The organism is Streptomyces cahuitamycinicus (assembly GCF_002891435.1).
Classification (GTDB): domain Bacteria; phylum Actinomycetota; class Actinomycetes; order Streptomycetales; family Streptomycetaceae; genus Streptomyces; species Streptomyces cahuitamycinicus.
The window spans coordinates 17,440-40,680 of sequence record NZ_POUC01000022.1 but is presented as its reverse complement, the minus strand read 5'-3'; the positions used below and the strand labels follow the sequence as shown (position 1 = coordinate 40,680).

General features: G+C 70.4%; 26 protein-coding genes. 7 read left to right on the top strand and 19 right to left on the bottom strand.

Annotated features, from left to right (window positions below; all coding sequences use genetic code 11):
- From C1J00_RS05495 to C1J00_RS05480, 4 genes are all read right to left on the bottom strand, one after another.
- A partial coding sequence (locus tag C1J00_RS05495) for an FAD-dependent oxidoreductase (protein ID WP_102907894.1) occupies positions 1 to 1,530 on the bottom strand: 1,530 nt, incomplete at its 3' end.
- A 359-nt stretch (positions 1,531 to 1,889) separates the two neighbouring features.
- A complete protein-coding gene (locus C1J00_RS05490; protein ID WP_180989423.1) occupies positions 1,890 to 2,966 on the bottom strand; it encodes a sugar ABC transporter substrate-binding protein in 1,077 nt (358 codons plus the stop codon).
- A gap of 151 nt (positions 2,967 to 3,117) precedes the next feature.
- Positions 3,118 to 5,037, bottom strand: a complete 1,920-nt coding sequence (locus tag C1J00_RS05485; RefSeq protein ID WP_180989422.1) for an AMP-dependent synthetase/ligase — start codon at positions 5,035 to 5,037, stop codon at positions 3,118 to 3,120.
- Positions 5,038 to 5,268: 231 nt separating this feature from the next.
- A complete protein-coding gene (locus tag C1J00_RS05480) occupies positions 5,269 to 6,558 on the bottom strand; it encodes an acetyl-CoA C-acetyltransferase (RefSeq protein ID WP_102907892.1) in 1,290 nt (429 codons plus the stop codon).
- 176 nt (positions 6,559 to 6,734) lie between these two features.
- Here C1J00_RS05480 and C1J00_RS05475 point away from each other — a divergent pair, with 176 nt between their 5' ends.
- Both C1J00_RS05475 and C1J00_RS05470 read left to right on the top strand, forming a co-directional pair.
- Positions 6,735 to 8,039, top strand: coding sequence for a 3-oxoacyl-ACP reductase (locus C1J00_RS05475; RefSeq protein ID WP_102907891.1), 1,305 nt, complete (start codon positions 6,735 to 6,737; stop codon positions 8,037 to 8,039).
- A complete protein-coding gene (locus C1J00_RS05470; RefSeq protein ID WP_102907890.1) occupies positions 8,039 to 8,890 on the top strand; it encodes a MaoC family dehydratase in 852 nt (283 codons plus the stop codon). The genes C1J00_RS05475 and C1J00_RS05470 overlap by 1 nt, the downstream gene beginning before the upstream one ends.
- Here the strand turns inward: C1J00_RS05470 and C1J00_RS05465 are convergent.
- From C1J00_RS05465 to C1J00_RS05430, 9 genes are all read right to left on the bottom strand, one after another.
- The gene (locus C1J00_RS05465) at positions 8,878 to 9,582 is read right to left on the bottom strand and encodes a TetR/AcrR family transcriptional regulator (protein WP_102907889.1); all 705 of its coding nucleotides are present in this window, start codon (positions 9,580 to 9,582) and stop codon (positions 8,878 to 8,880) included. The genes C1J00_RS05470 and C1J00_RS05465 overlap by 13 nt on opposite strands.
- Before the next feature lie 97 nt (positions 9,583 to 9,679).
- Complete coding sequence (locus C1J00_RS05460; protein WP_102907888.1) at positions 9,680 to 10,993, bottom strand: dicarboxylate/amino acid:cation symporter; 1,314 nt, start codon at positions 10,991 to 10,993, stop codon at positions 9,680 to 9,682.
- Between the two features lie 69 nt (positions 10,994 to 11,062).
- A complete protein-coding gene (locus C1J00_RS47855) occupies positions 11,063 to 11,164 on the bottom strand; it encodes a putative leader peptide (RefSeq protein ID WP_342751661.1) in 102 nt (33 codons plus the stop codon).
- A gap of 140 nt (positions 11,165 to 11,304) precedes the next feature.
- Positions 11,305 to 11,604, bottom strand: coding sequence for a DUF4229 domain-containing protein (locus C1J00_RS05455; protein ID WP_102907887.1), 300 nt, complete (start codon positions 11,602 to 11,604; stop codon positions 11,305 to 11,307).
- Between the two features lie 91 nt (positions 11,605 to 11,695).
- Positions 11,696 to 12,220 (bottom strand): GNAT family N-acetyltransferase, encoded by a 525-nt coding sequence (locus C1J00_RS05450; protein WP_102907886.1) that lies wholly within the window; start codon positions 12,218 to 12,220, stop codon positions 11,696 to 11,698.
- Positions 12,221 to 12,236: 16 nt separating this feature from the next.
- A complete protein-coding gene (locus C1J00_RS05445) occupies positions 12,237 to 12,887 on the bottom strand; it encodes a UdgX family uracil-DNA binding protein (protein ID WP_102907885.1) in 651 nt (216 codons plus the stop codon).
- 94 nt (positions 12,888 to 12,981) lie between these two features.
- Positions 12,982 to 14,145: an aminofutalosine synthase MqnE gene (gene mqnE, locus C1J00_RS05440; RefSeq protein ID WP_102907884.1), complete on the bottom strand. Its 1,164-nt coding sequence runs from the start codon at positions 14,143 to 14,145 to the stop codon at positions 12,982 to 12,984.
- Positions 14,146 to 14,191: 46 nt separating this feature from the next.
- Complete coding sequence (locus C1J00_RS05435; protein WP_031141000.1) at positions 14,192 to 14,647, bottom strand: Lrp/AsnC family transcriptional regulator; 456 nt, start codon at positions 14,645 to 14,647, stop codon at positions 14,192 to 14,194.
- Between the two features lie 58 nt (positions 14,648 to 14,705).
- Positions 14,706 to 15,368 (bottom strand): UbiX family flavin prenyltransferase, encoded by a 663-nt coding sequence (locus C1J00_RS05430; RefSeq protein WP_062928462.1) that lies wholly within the window; start codon positions 15,366 to 15,368, stop codon positions 14,706 to 14,708.
- Between the two features lie 115 nt (positions 15,369 to 15,483).
- Here C1J00_RS05430 and C1J00_RS05425 point away from each other — a divergent pair, with 115 nt between their 5' ends.
- Positions 15,484 to 16,089, top strand: coding sequence for a rhomboid family intramembrane serine protease (locus C1J00_RS05425; RefSeq protein WP_102907883.1), 606 nt, complete (start codon positions 15,484 to 15,486; stop codon positions 16,087 to 16,089).
- Here C1J00_RS05425 and mqnP read toward each other — a convergent pair.
- Positions 16,079 to 16,981: a menaquinone biosynthesis prenyltransferase MqnP gene (mqnP, locus tag C1J00_RS05420; protein ID WP_102907882.1), complete on the bottom strand. Its 903-nt coding sequence runs from the start codon at positions 16,979 to 16,981 to the stop codon at positions 16,079 to 16,081. The two genes, C1J00_RS05425 and mqnP, sit on opposite strands and share 11 nt — an antisense overlap.
- Positions 16,978 to 18,429, bottom strand: coding sequence for a menaquinone biosynthesis decarboxylase (locus C1J00_RS05415; protein WP_102907881.1), 1,452 nt, complete (start codon positions 18,427 to 18,429; stop codon positions 16,978 to 16,980). The genes mqnP and C1J00_RS05415 overlap by 4 nt, the downstream gene beginning before the upstream one ends.
- Before the next feature lie 66 nt (positions 18,430 to 18,495).
- On the opposite strand from C1J00_RS05415, the gene C1J00_RS05410 reads away from it, so the two are divergent.
- Positions 18,496 to 18,825 (top strand): PLD nuclease N-terminal domain-containing protein, encoded by a 330-nt coding sequence (locus tag C1J00_RS05410; RefSeq protein ID WP_102907880.1) that lies wholly within the window; start codon positions 18,496 to 18,498, stop codon positions 18,823 to 18,825.
- Between the two features lie 63 nt (positions 18,826 to 18,888).
- A complete protein-coding gene (locus C1J00_RS05405) occupies positions 18,889 to 19,404 on the top strand; it encodes a DinB family protein (protein WP_102907879.1) in 516 nt (171 codons plus the stop codon).
- Positions 19,405 to 19,413: 9 nt separating this feature from the next.
- Here the strand turns inward: C1J00_RS05405 and C1J00_RS46430 are convergent, their stop codons facing one another.
- Both C1J00_RS46430 and C1J00_RS05395 read right to left on the bottom strand, forming a co-directional pair.
- The gene (locus tag C1J00_RS46430) at positions 19,414 to 19,524 is read right to left on the bottom strand and encodes a DUF397 domain-containing protein (protein ID WP_237305141.1); all 111 of its coding nucleotides are present in this window, start codon (positions 19,522 to 19,524) and stop codon (positions 19,414 to 19,416) included.
- Positions 19,472 to 20,434, bottom strand: a complete 963-nt coding sequence (locus C1J00_RS05395) for a helix-turn-helix domain-containing protein (protein ID WP_180989421.1) — start codon at positions 20,432 to 20,434, stop codon at positions 19,472 to 19,474. Before C1J00_RS05395 ends, C1J00_RS46430 begins: the two co-directional genes overlap by 53 nt.
- Positions 20,435 to 20,538: 104 nt before the next feature.
- Here C1J00_RS05395 and C1J00_RS47850 point away from each other — a divergent pair, with 104 nt between their 5' ends.
- A complete protein-coding gene (locus C1J00_RS47850) occupies positions 20,539 to 21,144 on the top strand; it encodes a DUF7848 domain-containing protein (RefSeq protein WP_102907876.1) in 606 nt (201 codons plus the stop codon).
- 17 nt (positions 21,145 to 21,161) lie between these two features.
- Here C1J00_RS47850 and C1J00_RS05385 read toward each other — a convergent pair whose 3' ends face one another.
- Complete coding sequence (locus C1J00_RS05385; RefSeq protein ID WP_102907875.1) at positions 21,162 to 21,575, bottom strand: DUF6281 family protein; 414 nt, start codon at positions 21,573 to 21,575, stop codon at positions 21,162 to 21,164.
- A gap of 273 nt (positions 21,576 to 21,848) precedes the next feature.
- Between C1J00_RS05385 and C1J00_RS05380 the strand changes: the two genes are divergently transcribed.
- Positions 21,849 to 22,613: a MerR family transcriptional regulator gene (locus C1J00_RS05380; RefSeq protein WP_102907874.1), complete on the top strand. Its 765-nt coding sequence runs from the start codon at positions 21,849 to 21,851 to the stop codon at positions 22,611 to 22,613.
- Positions 22,614 to 22,735: 122 nt separating this feature from the next.
- Here C1J00_RS05380 and C1J00_RS44590 read toward each other — a convergent pair whose 3' ends face one another.
- Positions 22,736 to 23,179: a hypothetical protein gene (locus C1J00_RS44590; RefSeq protein ID WP_146046138.1), complete on the bottom strand. Its 444-nt coding sequence runs from the start codon at positions 23,177 to 23,179 to the stop codon at positions 22,736 to 22,738.
- Between the last annotated feature and the right edge of the window lie 62 nt (positions 23,180 to 23,241).

The following is a 23,241-nucleotide window of genomic DNA, read 5'->3' as shown; positions in this document are numbered from 1 at the left end:
CAGGCAGGGGTTGGGGTGGACCGACGGGTCGGTGTAGTAGTGGTCGTAGGCGCTGTCGCCCCGGTGGAAGTCGGGGTCCTCGCCCTGTCGTGCCTGGGCGTTGAAGCGGTTCACGCTGGTGCGCAGGGCCGCTGCGGGGACGCCGATGGAGGCGGCCAGCGCGTCCAGGGTCCACTCCTTGTGCGCCGCCCCGGAGTCGTACCAGGAGTCGGGGAAGGGCAGCGTCGGCAGGACGTCCTTGAAGAGGTACCGGTTGCGGTAGTTCTGGTCGACGACGAGCCAGCACGGGATGGCCGGGTCGGTGTCGTGGACGTCGTACATGGTGTGCACGACGTCGCTGTAGGGCGCGGCCTCGTTGACGAAGCGCCGGCCCGAGCCGTTCACCAGCAGCCCGCCGGGCAGGGTGCGTTCGGCGAGGCAGAAGTACGGCCGGCCGGGGATCGGGATCGCCGGGCCCCACCACGCGTCCTCCATCAGGTCGAGCGCCGCGCCCAGCCGCTCCCCCGCCCGGATGCCGTCGCCGGTGTTCTCCTTGGCCCCGACGGTCCACTCCGTTCCGATGGGCTGGCGCTGAAAGCGTTTCCGCATCGCCGCGTTGTGTTCGAAGCCGCCCGAGCCGACGATCACGCCCCGGCGGGCGCGGACCAGGCCGGGGGCGCCGTCACGGGTGACGACGGCTCCCGTGACCGTGCCGTTCTCGACGTGCAGGTCCGTCAGGGGCGTGTTCAGCCAGACCGGGACCCCGGCCGATCGCAGACCCGCCCGCAGGCCCGCCGCCAACGCCTGGCCCATCGTCAGGGGTTTCTGGCCGAGTGTCGCCGCCTTCACGCCGCGGGCGAGGCACTGGGCCGCGACGGCCGCGCCCCGGGCGTTCACGGCGGCCAGGGCGACCCACTTGTAGTCGGCGCTGAAGACGACCATGCCGGCGGGGACGTCCATGTACGGCGGGTTCAGATGCGCCAACTCGGCGCCCAGGAGGTTGCCGTCGAACTGGTCCGGCTCGATGGAGCGGCCGTTCGGCAGGCCTCCCGGCAGCTCGGGGTAGTAGTCGCTGTAGCCCTCCATCCAGCGGAACCGGAGCGGGCTGTTGGCCATGACGAAGGAGATGGCCGCCGGGCCGTGGGTGAGGAACGCCCGCTGCCGGTCGGCGGGGACCTCCGGGCCGACGACCGCGGCGAGGTAGGCGGCGGCCTTCGCGGGCGTGTCCGGGACCCCGGCCGCGAGGATCACGGAGTTGTTGGGGACCCAGATCCCGGCGCCGGAGCGGGCGGCCGAACCGCCGAAGGTCGGCGCCTTCTCCACGACGACGCAGCTCAGGCCCTGGCGCGCCGCGGTCAGCGCGGCGGTCATGCCCGCGGCGCCGGAGCCGATGACGACGACGTCGTAGGTGCCGAGCGGGGGTAAGTCGGCCGCCCGGGCGCCCTGTTGGACGCCCGCGGCGACCGCGAGGCCGGCGCCGGCGGCCCCGGCCAGCAGTCGTCTTCGGGACGGGCCTTCGGCGGTTCCTGCGGTGTCCGTACGAGTGGTCATGGCCGCTCCAGCCCGACGAGAACGCGAAAGGAGTGGGGAATGTCGCGCGGGGGCCTCGCGAAGTCAAGACCCGTGCGGACACCCACTCCGCCGGCCGGAGCCCCAAGGCCCACGCGGCCGGCACCGAGCGCGTCCGCTAGGGCCTGTCGTCTGGATCAGGCCGCAGGAAATCGGCGGTGCTGTTCAGCGCCGGTGAGCGGGGTCTGGTGCGTGCAGCTGCAAGGCGGAGGAGGGCGTCGACGCGATGGGGGCCCCTCCCGCGCGAGCGCAGCCGAGCGTGGGGGAGTCGGCAACCGACGACAACGCGGCAGATGTGCGTGCCAGACCCCGCGTCTGCGGCGTGATCCAAACGCCAGGCCCTAGTCGAGGCCGATGGCCGCGCAGTCCGCCTTGTACTCGGACGTGCAGATGTCCTTGACGGTGTACACACCGTCGGTGATCACCGTGTCCTTGATGTTGTCCTTGGTGAGGGCCACCACCGGCACCAGCATCGCCGGGATGTTCTTCGCCGTCGGGCTGTCGACCGTCTCCCGGGTCAGCGCGGCGAACTCGATCGAACGGCCCTGCACCTTGGCCACCGCGATCTTCGCGGCGTTCGTCGCCTCCAACAGGAACGACTTGTAGACGGTCATGTACTGCTCGCCGGACACGATCCGCTGCACCGCGTCGAGGTTGGCGTCCTGCCCGGTCACCGGCGGCATCTTCGTGGCTCCGGCCTCCCGCATCGCCTCGATGACGGCGCCCGCCATGCCGTCGTTGGCCGAGTAGACGGCGGCGATGTCGTTCAGTCCGACGGACTGGATCGCCTTCTTCATGTTGGCCTTGGCGATCGCGGGCTTCCACTCCTTGGTGTCGTACTCCTTGACGATGTTCACCTGGCCCTGGAGCTCGCTCAGCGCGCCGTCCTTGAACCGTGCCGTGTTCGGGTCGCCGGGGTCGCCGTTCATCATGACGACCTTGCTCTTCTCGGCCTTGTCGCCGAGTTCCCCGACGATGGCGCGGCCCTGCACCTGGCCGACGAGTTCGTTGTCGTGGGAGACGTAGGCGTCGATCGGGCCCTCGGCGAGCCGGTCGTAGGCGATGACCGGGATGCCGGCGTCCTTGGCCTTCTGCACGTCCGTGGCGATGGTCTTGGAGTTCAGCGCGTCGACGAGGATGACGTCCACCTTGTCGGCGATCATCTTCTGGAACTGTTCGCTCTGTCTGGTGACGCTGGCCTCGGCGTTGGCGTAGCGGACCTTGCCCTTGTTCTCCGTGAGGGACGCGACCTCCTCCCGGATCAGCGGGTAGTCGAACTTCTCGAAGCGTGCCGTGTCCCGGTCGGGCAGCAGCAGACCCACCGTGATGTCGTTGCCCTTCTTCACGGCGGTGTCGTCACTCCCGCCATCGCCGCAGGCGGTGAGGGCCAGGGCCGACACGGAGACCGCCAGGGCCATGGAGACGTGCCGCACGGCGGCCTGACGGGGGTTGCGCGCTATCACTGGTGGTGCCTTCCGATGGGGGAGCATCGTGACGAGGTGGTCGAAAGCCAACGGGCAGACGCCGTGCGTCGTCAAGAACCACGTGTGAAGAGATCGCAAAGGTGCCTCACTGCGTGTACAGACCCTCCACTTCGGTGGCGAACGCGCGCAGCACGGCCTCGCGGCGGAGCTTCATCGACGGGGTCAGATGGCCCGCCTCCTCGGTGAAGTCCTCGGGGAGGATGACGAAGCGGCGGATGGACTCCGGGCGGGAGACCATCTTGTTGGCCTCGTCGACGGCGCGCTGGAGGACGGCGCGCAGTTCCTCGTCGTCGACGAGGAGCGTGGCGGGGACGGGGTGTTTGCCGTTCATCTGGCGCCAGTGCGTGATGCCGTCCGGGTCGAGGGTGATCAGCGCCGAGACGAAGGGGCGGCCGTCGCCCAGGACGAGGCACTGGGAGATCAGCGGGTGTGAGCGCAGCCAGTTCTCCAGCGGTGCCGGGGCGACGGACTTGCCGCCCGCGGTGATGAGCATCTCCTTCTTGCGGCCGGTGATCGTCAGGTATCCCTCGTCGTCCAGTTCGCCGAGGTCGCCGGTGGCGAGCCAGCCGTCGGGGGCGGCGGGGACGACGCCGCCGGCCTGCGGGTCCCAGTAGCCGCGCAGCACGTGGTCACCGCCGACGAGGATCTCCCCGTCCGCCGCGATACGGACGCGGGTGCCGGGCAGCGGCCAGCCGACGGTGCCCAGCCGGGGTTTCAGGGGCGGGGTGACGGTGCTCGCGCCGGTGCTCTCGGTCAGGCCGTAGCCCTCGAAGATCTCGATGCCGGCGCCGGCGTAGAACGCGGCCAGGCGGCTGCCGAGCGGGGAGCCGCCGCAGATGGCGTAGCGGACCCTGCCGCCCATGGCGTTGCGGATGCGGCGGTAGACCAGGGGGTCGTAGAAGGCCCGGGCGGTCTTGAGGGCGCGGGAGGGGCCGGGGCCGGTGCCCGCCTGCTGGGCCGCCAAGGCCTCTCCGTAGCGCTGCGCCACCCCGGCCGCGCGGTCGAACGAGGAGACCCGGCCGCCCGCCTCGGCCTTGGCACGGGCCGAGTTGAAGACCTTCTCCAGCATGTACGGGATGGCGATCAGGCAGGTCGGCCGGAAGCCGGCCAGGTCGGGGAGCAGTCGATCGGCCTTGATGCTGGGGGCGTGGCCGAGCCGGACGCGGGCGCGGATGCAGGCGACCGCCACCATGCGGCCGAAGACGTGGGACATCGGCAGGAACAGCAGGACTGAGGCCTCTTCGCTGGTCTTCGCCCGGAAGACGGGGTAGAGCAGCTCGATGGCGTTGTCGACCTCGGCGAAGAAGTTGCCGTGGGTGAGCGCGCAGCCCTTGGGGCGGCCGGTGGTGCCCGAGGTGTAGACGAGGGTGGCGATGGTGTCGGGGGCGAGCATGCCGCGCCGCACCTCGACCTCCTGGTCGGGCAGGTGCGCACCGGTTTCGGTGAGCCGGTCCACGTGGCCCTTCTCGACGACCCACAGGTGCTTGAGGTCGGGCAGGCGTTCGCGCTCGGGGCCGAGGGCGGCGGCCTGCGCGGCGGTCTCGGTGACCAGGGCGACCGCTCCGGAGTCCTGGAGGATCCAGCGGGCCTGGAAGATGGAGGAGGTGGGGTAGACGGGGACGGTGACCAGTCCGGCCGCCCAGGCGGCGAAGTCCAGGACCGTCCACGCGTAGATGGTGCGGGCCATCACGGCGACCCGGTCGCCCGGCATCAGGCCCTCGGCGATCAGGCCCTTCGCCACGGCTCTCACCTGGTCGGCGAACCGCGTCGCCGTGACGTCGCGCCAGTGCCCGTCGGCGTCCTTGCGACTGAGCACCACGGCGTCCGGGTGCGTGTTCGCGTTGTCGAAGGGCAGGTCGGCGAGCGACCCGTGCGTCCACGGCGGGGCCAGCGGCGGTACGGAGGCCTCCCGTACCGCCCCGTCCATCCGTCGCACCTCTGGCTCGACCAGGACCGGCCCTCCGTACGCGTCGCCATAGGCGGAGGAGGGGTAGGCAGTGGACACGGGCGGCTCCTGGGGCGTGCAGCGAAGAACTGCTTGCTGCATGACGTACGTGCCTCGCACGCCGAGGCGCTCAACCGGCTGAACCCTCCGAAAGGGGTTACTGACGGTAGGAACGGGATCGTACGGCGTTCACATGGCGGGTTTGTGCGAATTCGGGGAGGGTCCGGAGCCGGGCCTGTGCAATCTCGGGGGTTACGTGAGGGTTCCTCATGTTCCGTACTCCCACCGAGCTCAGGTCCGCTCCAGGATCGCCGTCACCCCCTGCCCGCCCGCCGCGCAGACGGAGATCAGGCCGCGGGCGGGGGCGTCCCGTTCGGCGAGGAGGCGGGCCAGCGTGGCGATGATGCGGGCTCCGGTGGCGGCGAAGGGGTGGCCGGTCGCGAGGGAGGAGCCGACGACGTTCAGCCGGGCGCGGTCCACCGTGCCCAGGCCCCGCTTGTCCCAGGCGGCGAGCGTCGCCAGCACCTGGGAGGCGAACGCCTCGTGGATCTCGACGAGGTCGAAGTCGTCCAGGCCGAGGCCGGCCCGCTCCAGCATGTGCGGGACGGCGTGGGCGGGCGCCATGAGCAGTCCGTCCTCGCCGCCGGCCACGTCGCCGCCCACGAAGTCGACGGCCGCCGTCTCGTACGCCGTGAGGTACACCAGCGGCTCAAGGCCCCGCTCCCGGGCCCACTCCTCGCTCGCCAGCAGGACGGTGGCGGCGCCGTCCGTCAGCGGGGTGGAGTTCCCGGCCGTCATGGTCGGGTCGGGATGGTCGAGCCCGAACACCGGCTTCAGGGATGCCAGTTTCTCCACCGTCGAGCCGGGGCGCAGGTTCTGGTCGCGGGCCAGGCCGCGGAAGGGGACGACCAGGTCCTGGAAGAAGCCGCGTTCGTACGCCGCCGCCAGCCGCTGGTGACTGGTGGCCGCGAGTTCGTCCTGCGCCGCGCGGGCGATGCCCCAGGCGCGGGCGGTGACGGCTGCGTGTTCACCCATGGACAGGCCGGTGCGCGGCTCGGCGTTGCGCGGGATGTCGGGGACGAGGTGGCCCGGGCGCACCTTCGCCAGGGCCTTCAGGCGGGCGCCCGGCGACTTCGCCCGGCGGACCTCCAGGAGGATGCGGCGCAGGGTGTCGTTGACGCCCAGGGGTGCGTCGCTGGCGGTGTCGGCGCCGCCCGCGACGGCCGAGTCCGTCTGTCCGAGGGCGATCTTGTTGGCGGCGGCGATGACGGCCTGGAGGCCGGTGCCGCAGGCCTGCTGGACGTCGTAGGCGGGGGTGCTCGGGTGGAGTTCCGAGCCGAGGACGGTCTCGCGGGCGAGGTTGAAGTCGCGGGCGTGCTTGAGCACGGCGCCGGCGACGAACTCGCCGACCGCGCCCGGCTCCCGGAGCCCGTAGCGCTCGACGAGGCCGTCGAGGGCGGCGGTGAGCATCTGCTGGTTGGAGGCGGTGGCGTAGGGGCCGTCGGAGCGGGCGAAGGGGATGCGCGCTCCGCCGACGATCGCCACGCGTCGCACCGACTGTGACAGTTGCTGGGGGCTCATCTCGACCTGCTCCTCGTCCGTGACGTAGCCTTACCTCCGGTAACCTTACTCCAGAGTAAGCAGGAGTGGGGTCGACCACGCAGGAGTGGGGCCTCACGCACGAGCGGGGCTCCGAGCACGAGCGGGGCTCCAGCGAGCCTTTTTCAGCGAGCCGTCGTCGGGAACTGGGAGTCGTCATGGCCGACCGCTATCTGCGCTTCACGGGTACCGCGCCCGGCCGCTTCCTCACTCGCCGGCTGGGGCTGCCGCAGCCCGCGGCGCTGGCCCGCTGGTCCCCCGAGCGGCCCGTCCTGGACGGCGGCCTGCTGCACCTCACCGCCGGCCGCTCCGCCCTCGGCCTGGCACCGGTCCTGGCCCGCACGGGCCTCGGCCCGGCCGGCTCCGACCGCGCGGCCGCCGTCGTCCTGGACGCGACCGGAGTGCGGGACGTGGAGGCCCTGGCGGAGGTGCACGCCGCCCTGCATCCCGTCCTGCGGTCGGTCGCTCCGAGCGGGCGCGTGGTGGTGCTCGGCGCGCCCCTCGACTCCGCCGACCACCACCAGGCCGCGGCGCAGCAGGCTCTGGAGGGCTTCACGCGCTCCCTCGGCAAGGAGATCGGCCGGGGCAGGACGGTGAACCTGGTCCGGCTCACGGACGCCGCCGCCGCGGAGTCCACGCTCCGTTTCCTGCTGTCGCCCAGATCGGCATACGTCAGCGGGCAGGTCATCGAGGTGGGAGCCCCCCAGGAGACGACTCCTCCCCACGAGGGCCGCCCCCTGGCCGGCCGCACGGCTCTCGTCACCGGCGCCGCCCGCGGCATCGGCGAGGCGGTCGCCGAGACCCTCGCCCGGGACGGCGCCCGGGTCGTGGTGCTCGATGTGCCGCAGGCCGGGCAGGACGCCCGGCGCGTCGCCGACCGGCTCGGCGGCACCGCGCTGCTGCTCGACATGACGGCCGCCGACGCGGGCGCGCGGATCGCCGAGGCCCTACCCGGCGGCCTGGACCTGCTGATCCACAACGCGGGCATCACGCGCGACCGGCGTCTGGTGAACATGTCGGCCGAACGCTGGATCTCCGTCCTCGAGGTGAACCTGGCGAGCGTGCTGCGCACCACGGACGCCCTGCTGAAGGACGGGACGCTGAAGCGCGGCGGCCGGATCGTCGCCACCGCCTCCATCGCGGGGATCGCCGGCAACGCCGGCCAGACCAACTACGCCGCGAGCAAGGCGGGCGTCGTCGGCCTGGTCCGCTCCCTCGCGCCGCGCGCGCTCGAAGAGCACGGCGTGACGGTCAACGCGGTCGCGCCCGGCTTCATCGAGACGAAGATGACGGCCGCCGTCCCGCTGTTCATCCGCGAGGCCGGCCGCCGTATGAACTCCCTCGCCCAGGCCGGCCTCCCGGTCGATGTCGCCGAGACCACCGCCTGGCTGGCCCACCCGGCCTCGGGCGCGGTCAACGGCCAGGTCGTCCGCGTCTGCGGCCAGAGCCTGCTGGGGGCGTGATGGCCGACTCCACCGCCCTCGTGCTCACCGGGCCTCCCGCCCTCGCCCCGCTCCTGGCCCGCGGCGCCCTGCTCTCCCCCTTCAAACGCCCCCGTTCCGACGTGGAGTTCCCCCGCACCCGGCTCGTCCTGCCCGGCCTGCGCGTCGACCTCGTGCGGCTCGCGGCGTACGAGCGGGTCTGCGGGTTCCCCACCGGGGAGGACGCGCTGCCGGTGACGTATCCGCACGTGCTCGGGTTTCCCCTGGCCATGCGGCTGATGAGCGGCCGGGACTTCCCGCTGCCGCTGCTCGGTCTCGTCCACACGTCGATCACCGTCACGCGGCACGCCCGGATGCCGGCGAGCGGCGCGTACGAACTCTCCGTGCACGTCGAGGGGTTGGTCCCGCACCGGCGCGGCACGGAGGCGATGGTCGTCACCGAGGTGCGCGGCGGCGGGGAGCTCGTGTGGGAGTCGAGGAGCACGTACCTGGCCCGGCACCGCACGCACCGGCTGACCGCCGCTCCCCGGGAGGCCGGGGTACGCGAGCCGCTGCCCTCCGTCGCCGAGTGGCGGCTCGCCGGGGACGTCGGCCGGCGCTACGGGGCCGCGTCCGGGGACCGCAACCCGATCCACCTGCACCCGCTCACGGCCCGGCTGTTCGGCTTCCCCCGGGCCATCGCCCACGGCATGTGGACCGTGGCCCGCTGCCTGGCCGCGCACGGCGTCACGGAGTGCTGCCATCTCCGGGCGGAGTTCAGGGCACCGGTCCTGCTGCCCGGGACGGTGACGTACGCGGCGCGGGACGGCCGGTTCGAACTGCGTGGCCGCGAGGACCGGATCCATGTGACGGGGGACGTCTACCCGGCGTGAGGGCCCGTCGGCTCCTCTGGGGGCGCCCAGGGCCGCCCGGCCATGAGGTCGCCGAGCCCCGCCCAGGCGAAGTTCATCAGGGTGGCCGCGGCCTGGCGGGCGGTGACGCCCGGGGTGGCGTTGGCCCAGGCGGCGAGCGACTCGGCGGCGCCGACCAGGGCCTCGGCGAGCCCGGCCACCTCGCGCTCGGGCTGGTCGGGGTCATGGGGGTACCTCCCTGCTCGAGCGCAGCCGAGAGCTTGGGGGAGGGCCTCGCGGGCCCCGGCGAGGATCAGCTGGGTCACGAACGCGACGATCTCCTCGCGCATGGCGGTGACCTCGGCGGCGAACGGCTCGCCGTGGGTACGTGCCTGGAGATGCAGGACCGACCACGCGTCCGGGTTCTCGCCGGTGTGCGTGAAGAAGGCGCCGAGGCCTTCCCAGAGTTGCCGGTCGGCCGGCAGGTCACGGCGGACCCCGGCCCGTACCGCTTCGACGAGGGCCCCCGCCTCCCGGCGGATGCAGGCGGTGAAGAGGTCTTCCTTGGAGTTGAGGTACAGGTACACCAACGGCTTGGACACACCGGCCAGTTCGGCGATCTCGTCCATCGACGCGGCCATGTAGCCCCGTTGGCCGAAAATCTGCACGGCGGCGTCCAGCATCTGCTGTTCACGGACCGCGCGCGGCATCCGCTTGGTCTTCACGGCACCCATACCGCTTAGCGTACGGGCCCCCTGGAGGGCCCTCGCCCCGGAAGCCGGGGAAGGACCGCCCAGGGGGCCCGTCGACTCGTGCGGCCCGTCCGGCCGGTCAGGCGGTCGCGGGGACCGGCTCGGCCCTGTCGCGCGGCTCCTCGTCGAGCGGCTCGTCCAGGGAGGAGCCGTCGGCCGTGGCGTACGCGTCGCGGTCGAGCAGGTTCTCGCGGGCGGAGACCAGCACCGGGATCAGCGCCTGCCCGGCGACGTTGGTCGCGGTGCGGATCATGTCCAGGATCGGGTCGATCGCGAGGAGCAGGCCCACGCCCTCCATCGGCAGGCCGAGGGTGGACAGGGTGAGGGTCAGCATGACCGTCGCGCCGGTGAGGCCGGCCGTGGCGGCGGAGCCGACCACGGAGACGAACGCGATCAGCAGGTAGTCGCCGACGCCCAGCTGGATGTCGAAGATCTGGGCGACGAAGATCGCGGCGATCGCCGGGTAGATCGCGGCGCAGCCGTCCATCTTGGTCGTCGCGCCGAACGGCACCGCGAAGGACGCGTACTCCTTCGGCACGCCCAGCCGCTCGGTGACCTTCTGCGTCAGCGGCATGGTGCCGACGGAGGAGCGGGAGACGAACGCCAGCTGGATCGCGGGCCAGGCGCCCTTGAAGAACTGGACCGGGTTGACCTTGGCGACGGTCGCGAGCAGCGTCGGGTAGACGCCGAACATCACGATGAGGCAGCCGACGTAGATGTCGGCGGTGAACGTCGCGTACTTGCCGATCAGGTCCCATCCGTAGGTGGCGATGGCGTGGCCGATGAGGCCGATCGTGCCGATCGGGGCGAGCCGGATGACCCACCACAGCGCCTTCTGGAGCAGGCTGAGCACGGACTCGCTCAGGGTGAGGATCGGCTGGGCCTTCTCGCCGAGCTGGAGCGCGGCGATACCGGCGACGGCTGCCATGAAGACGATCTGCAGCACGTTCAGCTCGGTGAACGGCGTGATGACGTCGGTCGGGACGATTCCGGTCAGGAAGTCGATCCAGGAACCGGTGCTCTCGGGCTTCCCGCCGTCCTTCGGCGTGAGGCCGGTACCGGCGCCCGGGTTGGTGACCAGACCGATGATCAGGCCGATGCTCACCGCGATCAGCGAGGTGATCATGAACCAGAGGAGGGTGCGCGAGGCCAGGCGGGCCGCGTTGTTGACCTTCCGCAGATTGGTGATCGAGACCAGGATCGCGAAGAAGACGAGCGGGGCGACCGCGAGCTTCAACAGCCCGATGAAGGTGTCGCCGACCTTCTCCAGGGTGGTGACCAGCCAGGACAGGTCCTGGTCGCGCGCGAGCCAGCCGAGCAGCACACCCAGGACGAGACCGGCGAGTATCTGGGCCCAGAAGGGCACCTTGAAGGACTTCGTGTATGAGGACACGGACTGACTCCGTTGGGGGGACGCGTTGGGGGAACTGACGTGGGAGACGGCGGAGGGGGTTGCGCTACGTCAGGGACGACAGAAAGCGGACGCGCACCGACAGAGATCCACGTGCAGCCGCGCCACGAGCGGAACGCTCAGAGGCGAGGGGGGCGCGACTGCTGACTTCATACAACGACCTTAACACCTGAACTTTGGGGACCTCAAAGCCTGGCTTTGATAGGTGACGACCCACACACACCCATACAACGCAAAGCGCCCCGTTTCCGAGCATGTACGGAAACGAGGCGCTGGAACGTGTGTGAGGGGCCTTACGAGGCCTGTCCCTGGGCGCGGGCGGTGTCGTCGGCCCCGTCCTCCTGGCTGCGGTTCGCGTCCAGGTTGGCCTTCATCCGGTCCACCCGCTGCGCGACCTGCACGGACGCCCGGTCCCGCTCCTTGCGCAGCACCACGAAGCTGATCGGCGCGGAGATGAGCAGGGCGAGCAGCACGACCCACAGCCCGTTGCTGCTGCCGAGCCCACGCGGGGCGATACCGGAGTAGACGGCGCCCCAGACGACCACGAGGCAGCCCACGAAGATTCCGAGGCGCATCAGCGTGTAGCGGAGCATCTCAATCCACTCTTCCGGTTCGAACGGTCGGAACGCACCCAAAGGGGCACCGTCCAGTGAAGCACGCCGGGCGGCCGATCTTGCAGGGGGGTCAGGCCGGGGAGCGCAGCATGATGACGTCCTCGCGGTCGTCCCCCGGCGCCACCCGGATCGCGCCGGGGATGCGCCCGACCTCCTTGTAGCCGCAGGACTCGTAGAACCGCTCGAGACCGAGTCCGCCCCGGCAGGTCAACCGGATCGCCTCGATCCCGTCCATCGCCCGGGCGGCGTCCGCGGCGGCGGCGAGCAGCTCGCGGCCGTACCCCTTGCCCTGGTGCCGCGGGTGCACCATCACCGTGTACAGCCACAGCCAGTGCGTCATCAGGTGGTGCGTGTTGAAGGTCAGGAACGCGGTCGCCGCGACCTGCCCCGCCTCGTCGTGTCCGACGAGGAGCTTGGCCCGGCCGTCCGCCATCGACGCGAAGTGCTGCACCAGCACGGGGCGGATCTCCTCGCGCGTCACGGGCGGCACGAACCCGACCGCTCCTCCGGCGTTGGAGACATCGGTCCACAGGTCGAGCAGGCCGTCCCGCAGCTCGGGGGTGACGGCGGGACCGAGCGTATAGGTAAGGGGCATGGAAGGATTGTAGCCATTACGACAGTGCGTCGGCCGCCACGTGCAGGTCCGACACCAGCCCCCGGTACGCCGCCTCCCGGTCGTCGGACCGCAGCACCGAGGACGGGTGCACGGTCGGCACCAGCCGCTCCGGCCGCCCGTGGACATCCTCCTCCAGCACCGTCCCGCGCACCTGCGTGACCCGGAACGAGGACCCGAGCAGCGCCTTCCCGGCGGTGGCCCCCAGCACGACGATCAGCTCCGGCTCCACGACCGAGAGCTCCGCGGCCAGCCAGGGCCCGCACGCCGTCATCTCCCGCAGGTTCGGAGCCTTGTGGATCCGCCGCTTGCGGGGCTCGGCCCGCGTGAACTTGAAGTGCTTCACGGCATTGGTGACGTAGGCCTCGGAGGGATCGATGCCGGCCTCCTCCAAGGCCCGGTCCAGCAGCTTCCCGGCGGGCCCGACGAAGGGCTTGCCCTGCCGGTCCTCCTGGTCCCCGGGCTGCTCCCCCACGAGCATGACCCGGGCGTCCTGGCTCCCGGCACCGAACACGGTCTGGGTGGCGTCCCGGTGCAACGGACATCCCCGGCATTCGGCAGCGGCCTTCCGCAGGGCGGGAAGACCACCCCGCTCGGGCAAGAAGGGCTCAGCGGTGTAGGCGTCCTCAGGCGCCGAGGTCCTGACCATGCCCTCCGGGTACCCCCTCAGGGGCGCGGGACCCCATCGACATGCGGCTCCGCCGCGTGGGCGCGAGCAACCCCCCACGCACCTGAAGAGGCGATCACACCCGCATCGGCTGAGGCGACTCGCGACGCTCCGGGTCAGGCCCCTCGTACTCACGGATGATCTCGTACCGCGTGTTCCGCTCCACCGGCCGGAACCCGGCATCACGGATCAGATCGAGCAGATCCTCACGCGTCAGCTTGTTCGGCGTCCCGTAGTTGTCCGCGTCATGTGTGATCTTGTACTCGACGACGGACCCGTCCATGTCGTCCGCGCCGTGCTGAAGCGCGAGCTGCGCCGTCTGCACCCCGTGCATCACCCAGAACACCTTCACATGCGGCACGTTGTCGAACAGCAGCCGCGACACCGCGAAGGTCTTCAACGCCTCGGCACCGGTCGCCATCTGCGTCCGCGCCTGGAGGCGATTGCGCACCTTGCCGTCCTGCATGTCGACGAAGTCGTGCTGGTACCGCAGCGGAATGAAGACCTGGAAGCCGCCGGTCTCGTCCTGCAGCTCACGCAGCCGCAGCACGTGGTCCACCCGGTGACGGGGCTCCTCGATGTGCCCGTACAGCATCGTGCTCGGGGTCTTCAGACCCTTCTCGTGCGCGAGCCGGTGGATCCGGGACCAGTCCTCCCAGTGGGTCCGGTGGTCCACGATGTGCTGCCGGACCTCCCAGTCGAAGATCTCGGCGCCACCACCGGTGAGGGACTCGAGACCGGCGTCGATGAGCTCGTCGAGGATCTCCGACGCGCTCATCCCCGAGATGGTCTCGAAGTGGTGGATCTCCGTCGCCGTGAACGCCTTCAGGGAGACCTCCGGCAGCGCCGCCTTCAGCTCGCGCAGCGACCGCGGGTAGTACCGCCACGGCAGGTTCGGGTGCAGCCCGTTGACGATGTGCAGCTCGGTGAGGTTCTCGCCCTCCATCGCCTTGGCGAGCTTGACCGCCTCCTCGATGCGCATCGTGTACGCGTCCTTCTCCCCCGGCTTGCGCTGGAAGGAGCAGTACGCACACGAGGCGGTGCACACGTTCGTCATGTTGAGGTGGCGGTTGACGTTGAAGTGCACGACATCGCCGTTCTTGCGGGTGCGCACCTCGTGCGCCAGGCCGCCGAGCCAGGCCAGGTCGTCCGACTCGTACAGCGCGATGCCGTCCTCACGGCTCAGACGGACACCCGCCCTGACCTTCTCCTCCAGCTCGCGCTTGAGCCCGAGATCCATGCCCACACCTTTCTCCGAAGACGTCCCCCACCGTACGACCACGCCGCTACTCCTCCTCGGGCAGCTCCCCGACCCGGTTCTCCCACTTCGTGGAGAGCACGATCGTCGTACGCGTGCGGGACACGCCCTCGATACCGCTGAGCCGCCGGATCATCTTCTCCAGGCCGTCCACGTCCGCCGCCCGCACCTTGAGCATGTACGAGTCCTCGCCCGCGATGAACCAGCAGTCCTCGATCTCCGAGAGATCCTTGAGGCGCTGTGCCACGTCCTCGTGGTCGGTTGCGTCGGAGAGTGAGATGCCGATCAGGGCGGTGACGCCGAGGCCGAGCGAGGCGGCGTCGACGGTGGCCCGGTAGCCGGTGATGACTCCGGCGGCCTCCAGCCGGTTGATGCGGTCGGTGACACTGGGTCCCGACAGTCCGACGAGGCGTCCCAGCTCCGCGTAGGAGGCCCGGCCGTTCTCCCTCAGGGCCTGGATGAGCTGCCTGTCCACCGCGTCCATTGCGATCGAAGCCTTCCGCTGAAGTTGTCGTTGTGTCCGATGAGGTTCGGGTGTGCTCTCAGCCGTCGCGGTGCGCACCGCCGCCGAGTTCACCTTGCCAACGGCGGTAGAGCCGGTGCGGCACGCCCGCCGCGTCGAGTACGCGTCCGGCGACGAAGTCCACCAGGTCCTGGATGTGCGTCGCGCCCGCGTAGAAGGCGGGTGAGGCGGGCACGACGGTGGCGCCCGCGTCGTCGAGGGTGACCAGGTGCCGCAGGGTCTGGCCGTTCAGCGGGGTCTCACGCACGGCCACGATCAGCTTGCGTCCCTCCTTGAGGGTCACGCTCGCCGCCCGCTGGAGCAGGTCCTTCGACAGGCCGAGCGCGACCCCGGCCACGCTCGCCGTCGAGGCGGGCACGATGAGCATGCCCTTGGTGGGATACGACCCCGAGGAGGGCCCGGCGGCCAGGTCGCCGGCGCTCCAGTGTCGTACGGCGCCGATGTCGACGGAGAAGGTGTCCGGCTTGCCGTCCGCGCCCCGGGACAGCCATTCCCGCAGGTCGGCCTGCCAGTGGGCGTCCCGGAAGGAGATCCCGGTCTCGTCCAGCAGGGTCAGCCGGGAGGCCCGGGACACCACAAGATCGACGCTCTCTCCGGCGGCGAGGAGGGCCCGCAGCACGGCAGCGGCATACGGGGTGCCGGAGGCCCCGGACACCCCTACGATCCAAGGCGTACGCGGCATCTCGCCTGGCTTGACTGGGTTCACAACACCGAGCCTATCCGGCGCCGCAGGGTGGGAACCGGCCAAGGGGTGCGGGCCGTTGCACGAAGGGGACGAGCGAGCACTGGGGGTCGCCATGTCAGGTTCCGGAGCCGGGTGGTCGACGAGCGATCGTGCGCTGGCCGCGGGCAAGCTGATGCTCGCCTGGGTCGCGCTGCTGTGGCTGCTGGAAGTGGTCGACGTGGCCACGGGCCACGCGCTGGACGGCTTCGGCGTCACCCCCCGCGACCCTTCCGAGCTGGTCGATGTCGTCCCCTCGTCCTTCATCCACTTCGGCTTCGCCCATCTGGCGGCGAACACCGTGCCGCTGCTGGTCCTCGGTTTTCTCGCCGCGCTCGCGGGCCTGCGCCGGTTCCTGCTCGTCTGCGCGCTGATCATCGTCGTCGACGGCCTGGGCGTCTGGCTCATAGCCCCGGACCGCACCAACACCGCGGGCGCCTCCGGCGTGATCTTCGGCCTCTTCGGATTCCTCCTGGTCAGCGGCTTCGTCGAGCGCCGCCCCCTGGGCGTCCTGGCGGGCGTCCTGGTCGCCGCGATCTGGGGCGGCTCGATCCTGGCGGGTCTGGCCCCGACCCAGACGGGCGTCAGCTGGCAGGGCCATCTGCTGGGCCTGCTGGCGGGTGTCGCGGCGGCGTTCGTGTTCCGCCGCGACCCGGCGGCGCCGCCCGCGCTCACACGGTGAGGCCGCGCACCAGCAGATCCAGCAACGCGCACACGAACAGGGCGATCCCGATGAAGCCGTTGACGCTGAAGAACGCGCGGTTCACCCGGGAGAGATCGTGCGGGCGGACGATCGAGTGCTCGTAGAGGAACGCCCCGGCGACGATGAGCAGGCCCAGCCAGAAGAAGGCGCCCGCGCCGGTGGCGAGGCCGTACCAGACGAAGAGGGCCGTCGTGAGGGCGTGGCAGACCCGGGCGCCCCACACGGCCGCCGGGATGCCGAAGCGCGCCGGGACGGACATGACGCCGATCTCACGGTCGGTCTCCACGTCCTGGCAGGCGTAGATCAGGTCGAAGCCGCCGATCCAGATCCCGACGGCGAGACCGAGGATCACCGCGTCCCAGGACCACTCCCCCGAGATCGCCAGCCAGCCGCCGACCGGGCCCATGGCCTGGGCGAGGCCGAGGATGGCCTGCGGGAAGTTCGTGAACCGCTTGCCGTACGGATAGACCACCATCGGGATCACCGCGATGGGGGCCAGCGCCAGGCACAGCGGGTTGAGCAGGGCCGCCGCGCCGAGGAAGACGACGAGGGCGATGAGCGCACCCGTCCAGGCGTGCTTCACCGACATCGCGCCCGTCACCAGTTCGCGCTGCGCCGTGCGCGGGTTACGGGCGTCGATCTCCCGGTCGATGATCCGGTTGACGGCCATGGCGAACGTACGCAGGCCCACCATGCAGACGGTGACCAGCAGCAGCTTGCCCCAGTGGATGTTCTTGTCCCACTGGAACATCGCCGTGAGCGCGGCGATGTAGGCGAAGGGCAGCGCGAAGACCGAGTGCTCGATCATCACCAGCCGCAGGAAGGCCTTGGTGCGTCCCGGCTGCGGGATCGCGGCGGAAGCGGAACTCACAGGCCGTACTCCTTCCAGCGGCGGTCCACCTTCGCGGCCGTCTCCGGGTCCGACTCCACCATGTCCGGCCAGCCGCCGTCGCGGGTGTAGCCCTCCTCGGGCCACTTCTTCGTCGCGTCGATCCCGGCCTTGCCTCCCCAGAACTGCTGGTACGAGGCGTGGTCGAGGTGGTCGACGGGGCCCTCGACGACCGACAGGTCGCGGGCGTAGTCCGTGTTGCCCAGCGCCCGCCAGGCGACCTCGTGCAGATCATGCACGTCACAGTCGGAGTCGACGACCACGATCAGCTTGGTCAGGGACATCATGTGGGCGCCCCAGACGGCGTGCATCACCTTCTGGGCGTGCTTCGGGTACTTCTTGTCGATCGAGACGATCGCGCAGTTGTGGAAGCCGCCCGCCTCCGGCAGGTGGTAGTCGACGATGTCCGGCACGATGATCTTCAGCAGCGGCAGGAAGAAGCGTTCCGTCGCCCGGCCCAGCGGCCCGTCCTCCGTCGGCGGGCGGCCCACGACGATCGACTGGAGCAGCGGCCGCTTCCGCATCGTCACGCAGTCGATCTTCAGCGCCGGGAAGGGCTCCTGCGGCGTGTAGAAGCCGGTGTGGTCGCCGAACGGACCCTCGGGCAGCATCTCGCCCGGCTCCAGCCAGCCCTCGATCACGACCTCGGCCTGCGCCGGCACCTGGAGCGGCACGGTCTTGCAGTCGACCATCTCGATCCGCTTGCCCGCGAGGAACCCGGCGAACAGATACTCGTCGATGTCGCCGGGCAGCGGCGCGGTGGAGGCGTACGTCACGGCGGGCGGGCACCCGAAGGCGATCGCGACGGGCAGCCGCTCGCCCCTGCGCGCGGCCACCTGGTAGTGGTTCCGGCTGTCCTTGTGGATCTGCCAGTGCATGCCGATGGTGCGCTTGTCGTGCCGCTGGAGCCGGTACAGCCCGAGGTTGCGTACGCCGCTCTCCGGGTCCTTGGTGTGTGTCAGCCCCAGATTGAAGAACGACCCGCCGTCCTTCGGCCAGGTGAAGAGGGCGGGCAGCTGGTCGAGGTCGACGTCGTCCCCGGTGAGCACGACCTCCTGCACGGGGCCGTCCTTCACCTTCTTCGGCGGCACGTGGGTCATCGCACCGAGCTTGCCGAAGGCCTCCCGGACGCCGACGAAGCCGTGCGGCAGCTCGGGCTTCAGCAGCCCGCCGATCCGCTCGGAGATCTCGGCGTACGACTTGAGGCCCAGCGCCTTCAACAGCCGCCGGTCCGTGCCGAACACGTTCATCGCGAGCGGCATGCTCGACCCGCGCACGTTCTCGAAGAGCAGGGCGGGGCCGCCGGACTTCTGCACCCGGTCGACGATCTCCCCGACCTCCAGGTACGGGTCCACCTCGGCCTTGATGCGCTTGAGGTCGCCCTCGCGCTCCAGCGCCCTGAGCAGGGAGCGAAGATCGTCGTAAGCCATGGGGTCCAGTATCCCCGAGCCGCTACCCTGGCCTGGAACCACCCACCACTTTCGCTGAGAGGCCGCATGCTCCGGGTACTGATGTTCCTCGTGCCGCTGGCACTCAGCGTCTACGCGTTCATCGACTGCATCAGCACGAAGGACGACGAGATCCGCCACATGCCCAAGCCGCTGTGGGCGATCCTCGTACTGCTGTTTCCGCTGGTCGGGTCGATCTCCTGGCTCATCGCCGGCAAGAAGCGCAGCCCCGCCGCCGACGGCTGGTCCGGGGCCCGCGGCGGCCGCTCCAGGCAGTGGGTGGCGCCCGACGACAATCCCGACTTCCTGAAGTCCCTGGACAAGGACAAGGACGCGGACCCGGATCCGGACCCCGACGAGCGCAGGCGCGAGGAATAGTGCTTGTGCGGCTGCCGATCTATTGAGTCGACAGCCGCTCAGAGCTGCGCGAAGCTCCTCGCGATGACTCAACGAACCGATACACCCTCCGCCTGGGACGAGCGTACGCAGCTGGTCACCTTCCTGGACTACGCCCGTGACACCGCGCTGGCCAAGTGCGAGGGCGTGTCAGCCGAGGACGCCCGCAAGGCGCCGCTCCCGAATTCACCGCTGATGACGTTGCGCGGGCTGATCAGCCATCTGCGCTGGGTCGAGCACTACTGGTTCCAGGTGATGTTCCTGGGCGAGGAGCCTGCCGGGCCGCTCGCGGGGGCGACCGACGATGATCCCGACCCCGAGATGCGGACCGCGGTCGACATCCCGCTGCCCCGGCTTCTCGCCGAGTACCAGGAGCAGAGCGCCCGTTACCGCCGCCTGGTGTCCGAGCACGACCTGAACGCGACGGCCAAGCGCCCCATCGGCGACGGCCGCCATGTCGACCTCCGCTGGGTGATCCTCCACCTGATCGAGGAGACGTCCCGCCACAACGGCCACCTCGACGTCGTGCGTGAACTCGTCGACGGGCGGACCGGCGTCTGAGGCCGGCACTCAGAGGGCGGCGGTGAACGCCGCCCAGGCGGACCGGCCGACGACCAGGACAGGTCCGTCAGGGTTCTTGCTGTCGCGGACGGGGACGGTTTCGGGGAAACCGGGGGCTATTTCTATGCAGTCCCCGCCGTTGGCGCCGCTGTGACTGCTCTTGATCCAAGTCGCCGCGCGGAGCTGGTGGCTGGTCATCGGCCTCGTACCCTTCCCTCACGTCGCTGATCAGATCGGCGGACTGAGGTGCTGACAGGGCGTCCGCCCTGAGCAAATCATAAGTGCGCATGTGCTGCGCGAAGACGGCCGGATCGTCGCTGAAGTGGCCACGATCCAGCGACTCCGAGTACACCCACCGCTCGGCGTCGGGAAGCTCGATCAACGACAGGGACGTATCGGGCCGGTCGATCTCCGGGCGGTTTGATGGAGCGATCTGGATGCGGATGTTGGGCAGGCTCCCCACGGCAAGCAGGTGGTCGGACTGGTCCCGCATGACCTCCGGGCTACCGACCATGTTCCGCAGACAGCTTTCGTCGAGCACCACGAGGTAGAACGGGCCGCCCTCCACGAGGAACCGCTGCTGACGGCTCATCCTCGCCCGGACCCTCTCCGCCACATCCTGGACGTCGGCGAGGCGGCGACTGAACAGCGCGGCGGCGTAGCCGGGTGTCTGCAACAACCCTGGTATCACCTGGGTTTGGTAGGCGCGGATGGCGACGGCCTCCGCATCCATACGCGCCCTGCGCGCGAACCAATCCGGATGCTCCACCTGCGGATACCAGTCGATGCGGCCCCACAGCCGCGCCAACACCCCACCCGTACTCAGAAGTTCGTCACAGGTCTTGGCGAACGTGTCCTGCGGAACCCTCGTACCGGCCTCCACCCGCGCCACATGAGAGCGGTCGCAGGGGATCTGCCTCGCCAGCGCCTCCTGCGTGAGCAGCGCCGCCTCGCGGAAATGCCGGAGCACCTCCCCGAACACCGCGGCCGTACTCGCCCCCGAGTCCGCTCCGCCGTTCCGTCGGCTCACGGCTCCCCCTCCGTGACAGTGCACCGGTGTCACACGCCAAGCATTGAACCGGACTGTTCCCGTGCGCAACGCTCGATACACCCAGAGTGACGGAGGTGCGCGAAATGGAACCGGGAACGCTCGTCTACGACTCGCAAACGCGCAAGGTCGGCGAGTACCAGGACAGGACCGGCCCGTACGTGATGCTGCGCCCGGTCGGCGGCGGCCGGGAATGGCAGGCGGACCCGGCGAGGATCCGTGAGGCGACACCGGAGGAGCGGCTCAGCGCGGGCGTGCGCGCGCTCAACGACCGTTCCAGGGAGGGACTGTCGGCCGACGCGACCCGGCCGCCCTCCCCCGTGAGCGGGTGCGCGGTATGTGAGGACCTGGCGCTCCGGCGGGACCGCGCACGCGCGGCGTTCGACGGTAGCGCCGTGACGGACGCGAACATGTTGCTGCGCCACCACCAACGCGCGGAGCACGGTGGGGAGTCGACCGGCCACAGGATCTTCCGCTACGTGCCGTACACGATCGTCCAGGACCCGTCCGCCCTGCCCGAGTACGAGGCGCGCTGCGTCTCGGGCGAGGAGGCGGACTGCGGGGCCGGTTCCGGAATCCGTTCGGCGCCGGCCGAGGTCGAGGAGTGGCAGCGCAGGCACACCCAGGAGACGAGGCACCTGCGCTACCGCCGCTGCTTCGCCGACTACGCGGTCCTGCGGCGGCAGGGGTGAAGCCCGGCCGGTGTCCGTCAGGGGCCGTCGGTCATCTTCCGCAGCGCCGACGGGAGTTCCTTGACCGAGTCGGCGACGGCGAGACGGTACGCGCCGGGGTCCTCGGCCACCGCGATGGCGACGGCCGGGTCCACGCCCCGGAGGGCGAACGCCGTCATCAAGGCCGGACCCTCGCCGTCGTCGCCGTCACCCGGGGTGTCGTCGCACGCCGGGCGGGTGGCGCTGCCGAGCGACTCCCCCACGGGGACGTCGGTCTCCTCGCGGCCCAGGTATCTGCGGCTGTCGTACTCGATGACGTACGCGCACGATGCCTGGGGCTGCGCTTCGTCGTCCGGGGACGCCGCCGTGCAGCCCACGGACAGCGAGAGCAGAGTCGCCGCGAGCAGCGCCCGTGCGGGGCCGTGGCCGACGCGCGTCGGTGACGCCTTCATGGGTGGTGGGCCTCCTCGGGGAGCGTGCGCTCCGGCTCGGTGCATACGCTACGAAGACGTGGGCGAGTGCGGATCGGTTCGGTTCGGTTCCCGGGCACTCCCTGGGAGACCAGCCGTCCCCGAGGAGAAGCGGCCCGCGATCAGACGTCCGGCCGTCGCGAAGGCCTCGCGGATCGCCTCCAGGTCGTGCTGTCCTTCAAGTCTTCCATTGAAGTTCAGTGTTGAGACTTGAGAGCACCTTGCGTCCGGTCGGCTGCCGTAACCTTCAAATCGATGACGAACGACCACCGCCTGCGCCCCGTCGACCTGGCCCGGCTGGCCGGTGTCTCGACGCAGCAGATCCGCAACTACGAGGACGCCGGTGTGCTCCCGCAGGCCGCGCGGACCCCGTCCGGCTACCGCGTCTTCGGGGAGGTGCACCGCGACGCTCTGCTGGCGTACCGGACGCTGATGCGGGGGTACGGTCCCCTGACGTCGGCGGGGATCATGCGGACCCTGCACACGGGGGACGTTCCGGGCGCGCTCGCACTGGTCGACGCCGCGCATGCCGCCCTGCACGAGGAGCGGGTGTCGCTGCGGGCGGCGAGCGAGGCCCTGGAACTTCTCGCGGCCGAACCGCCCGCCCCGCTGCCGCGTTCGGGCGGGCTGCGCATCGGTGAGGTGGCGGCGCTGCTGGGCGTACGGACCTCCGCGCTGCGGGTATGGGAGGGGGCCGGGCTGCTCACACCCGGGCGCGAGCGCGGTACGGGCTACCGGGTCTACGAGCCGGCCGATGTGCGCGACGCCCGGCTCGTGCACACCCTGCGCCGCAGCCACTATCTGTTCGACCAGATCAGGCCGGTGCTGGAGGGGCTGCGGCGCGAGGGCAGCAGCGCGGCGCTGCGGGCGGCCGTCGCGGCTCGCGGCCAGGCACTGACGGCCCGCAGCAGGGTGATGATCGAGGGCGCGGGCGCCCTGCACGCCTATCTCGACCGGCTCACCGCAGCCGGGACGACGACAGGATCGACAGCAGACGGGCCGGGACCATCAGTCCCGTGATGACGGCCGGCGCGCCCAGCGCCCAGCGGGTCGGCTCGATGCCGCCGGCAGCTGGGCCAGGAGCATCCCACAAGCAGGTGGCACGCCGACTCTGGATCAAGGAGCCTTGTTCGCCTCATCGGTCATCTTCTGAAGCCTCGCACGCCCAGCCACTTATCGTGGAATTCCTCAGGCCTCAGAGTGGACACTTCCGCCTGGGCGGACAGAGTGGGTGGCGTCGAGTCCCACCTCTCGGGCTCGGCGTATTGCTCGCCACTCGAAGTCTCCTTCACCGACCTGAGAGGCTTGCCGCGGAACATCTCGAGCCACTCGCGAGTCCCATCCGGATGCGTCGACTCAACGATCTCAACCAACATCCCGTCGTAATCCTCCGGAACGATGTGCAGGCAGAGCAATTGGAGGTCCCACATAACGACTCGGACGCGTCGTCCCCCGTTGTCCTCGCAGCGGTAGGGAGGATCGAAGTCATCGACGTATTCGATTGTTTCTTCAAGCTCAGGGACGCTGTCAATCACATGCCGCGTCCCTTCTTCGTCGGTGAAATGCAGTGGGAATTCTGGTGACATTTTCGACTCCCTTCGTCGCAACCCGCTCACAGTACCGAGGCCGCGGCACAACACGAGGTGTC

Excerpts from the sequence above, each read along its gene's own strand:
- C1J00_RS05490 (WP_180989423.1), bottom strand. The coding sequence starts at position 2,966 with ATGGCCCTGGCGGTCTCCGTGTCGGCCCTGGCCCTCACCGCCTGCGGC.
- C1J00_RS05445 (WP_102907885.1), bottom strand. The coding sequence starts at position 12,887 with ATGGTCAGGACCTCGGCGCCTGAGGACGCCTACACCGCTGAGCCCTTC.
- C1J00_RS05475 (WP_102907891.1), top strand. The coding sequence starts at position 6,735 with ATGGCCGACCGCTATCTGCGCTTCACGGGTACCGCGCCCGGCCGCTTC.
- C1J00_RS05380 (WP_102907874.1), top strand. The coding sequence starts at position 21,849 with ATGACGAACGACCACCGCCTGCGCCCCGTCGACCTGGCCCGGCTGGCC.
- C1J00_RS05455 (WP_102907887.1), bottom strand. The coding sequence starts at position 11,604 with ATGCTCCGCTACACGCTGATGCGCCTCGGAATCTTCGTGGGCTGCCTC.
- C1J00_RS05385 (WP_102907875.1), bottom strand. The coding sequence starts at position 21,575 with ATGAAGGCGTCACCGACGCGCGTCGGCCACGGCCCCGCACGGGCGCTG.
- mqnE (WP_102907884.1), bottom strand. The coding sequence starts at position 14,145 with ATGGATCTCGGGCTCAAGCGCGAGCTGGAGGAGAAGGTCAGGGCGGGT.
- C1J00_RS05450 (WP_102907886.1), bottom strand. The coding sequence starts at position 12,220 with ATGCCCCTTACCTATACGCTCGGTCCCGCCGTCACCCCCGAGCTGCGG.
- C1J00_RS05410 (WP_102907880.1), top strand. The coding sequence starts at position 18,496 with ATGCTCCGGGTACTGATGTTCCTCGTGCCGCTGGCACTCAGCGTCTAC.
- C1J00_RS44590 (WP_146046138.1), bottom strand. The coding sequence starts at position 23,179 with ATGTCACCAGAATTCCCACTGCATTTCACCGACGAAGAAGGGACGCGG.
- C1J00_RS05430 (WP_062928462.1), bottom strand. The coding sequence starts at position 15,368 with ATGCCGCGTACGCCTTGGATCGTAGGGGTGTCCGGGGCCTCCGGCACC.
- C1J00_RS05470 (WP_102907890.1), top strand. The coding sequence starts at position 8,039 with ATGGCCGACTCCACCGCCCTCGTGCTCACCGGGCCTCCCGCCCTCGCC.
- C1J00_RS05465 (WP_102907889.1), bottom strand. The coding sequence starts at position 9,582 with ATGGGTGCCGTGAAGACCAAGCGGATGCCGCGCGCGGTCCGTGAACAG.
- C1J00_RS47855 (WP_342751661.1), bottom strand. The coding sequence starts at position 11,164 with ATGAAGTCAGCAGTCGCGCCCCCCTCGCCTCTGAGCGTTCCGCTCGTG.
- C1J00_RS05435 (WP_031141000.1), bottom strand. The coding sequence starts at position 14,647 with ATGGACGCGGTGGACAGGCAGCTCATCCAGGCCCTGAGGGAGAACGGC.
- C1J00_RS05425 (WP_102907883.1), top strand. The coding sequence starts at position 15,484 with ATGTCAGGTTCCGGAGCCGGGTGGTCGACGAGCGATCGTGCGCTGGCC.
- C1J00_RS47850 (WP_102907876.1), top strand. The coding sequence starts at position 20,539 with ATGGAACCGGGAACGCTCGTCTACGACTCGCAAACGCGCAAGGTCGGC.
- C1J00_RS05480 (WP_102907892.1), bottom strand. The coding sequence starts at position 6,558 with ATGAGCCCCCAGCAACTGTCACAGTCGGTGCGACGCGTGGCGATCGTC.
- C1J00_RS05415 (WP_102907881.1), bottom strand. The coding sequence starts at position 18,429 with ATGGCTTACGACGATCTTCGCTCCCTGCTCAGGGCGCTGGAGCGCGAG.
- C1J00_RS05405 (WP_102907879.1), top strand. The coding sequence starts at position 18,889 with ATGACTCAACGAACCGATACACCCTCCGCCTGGGACGAGCGTACGCAG.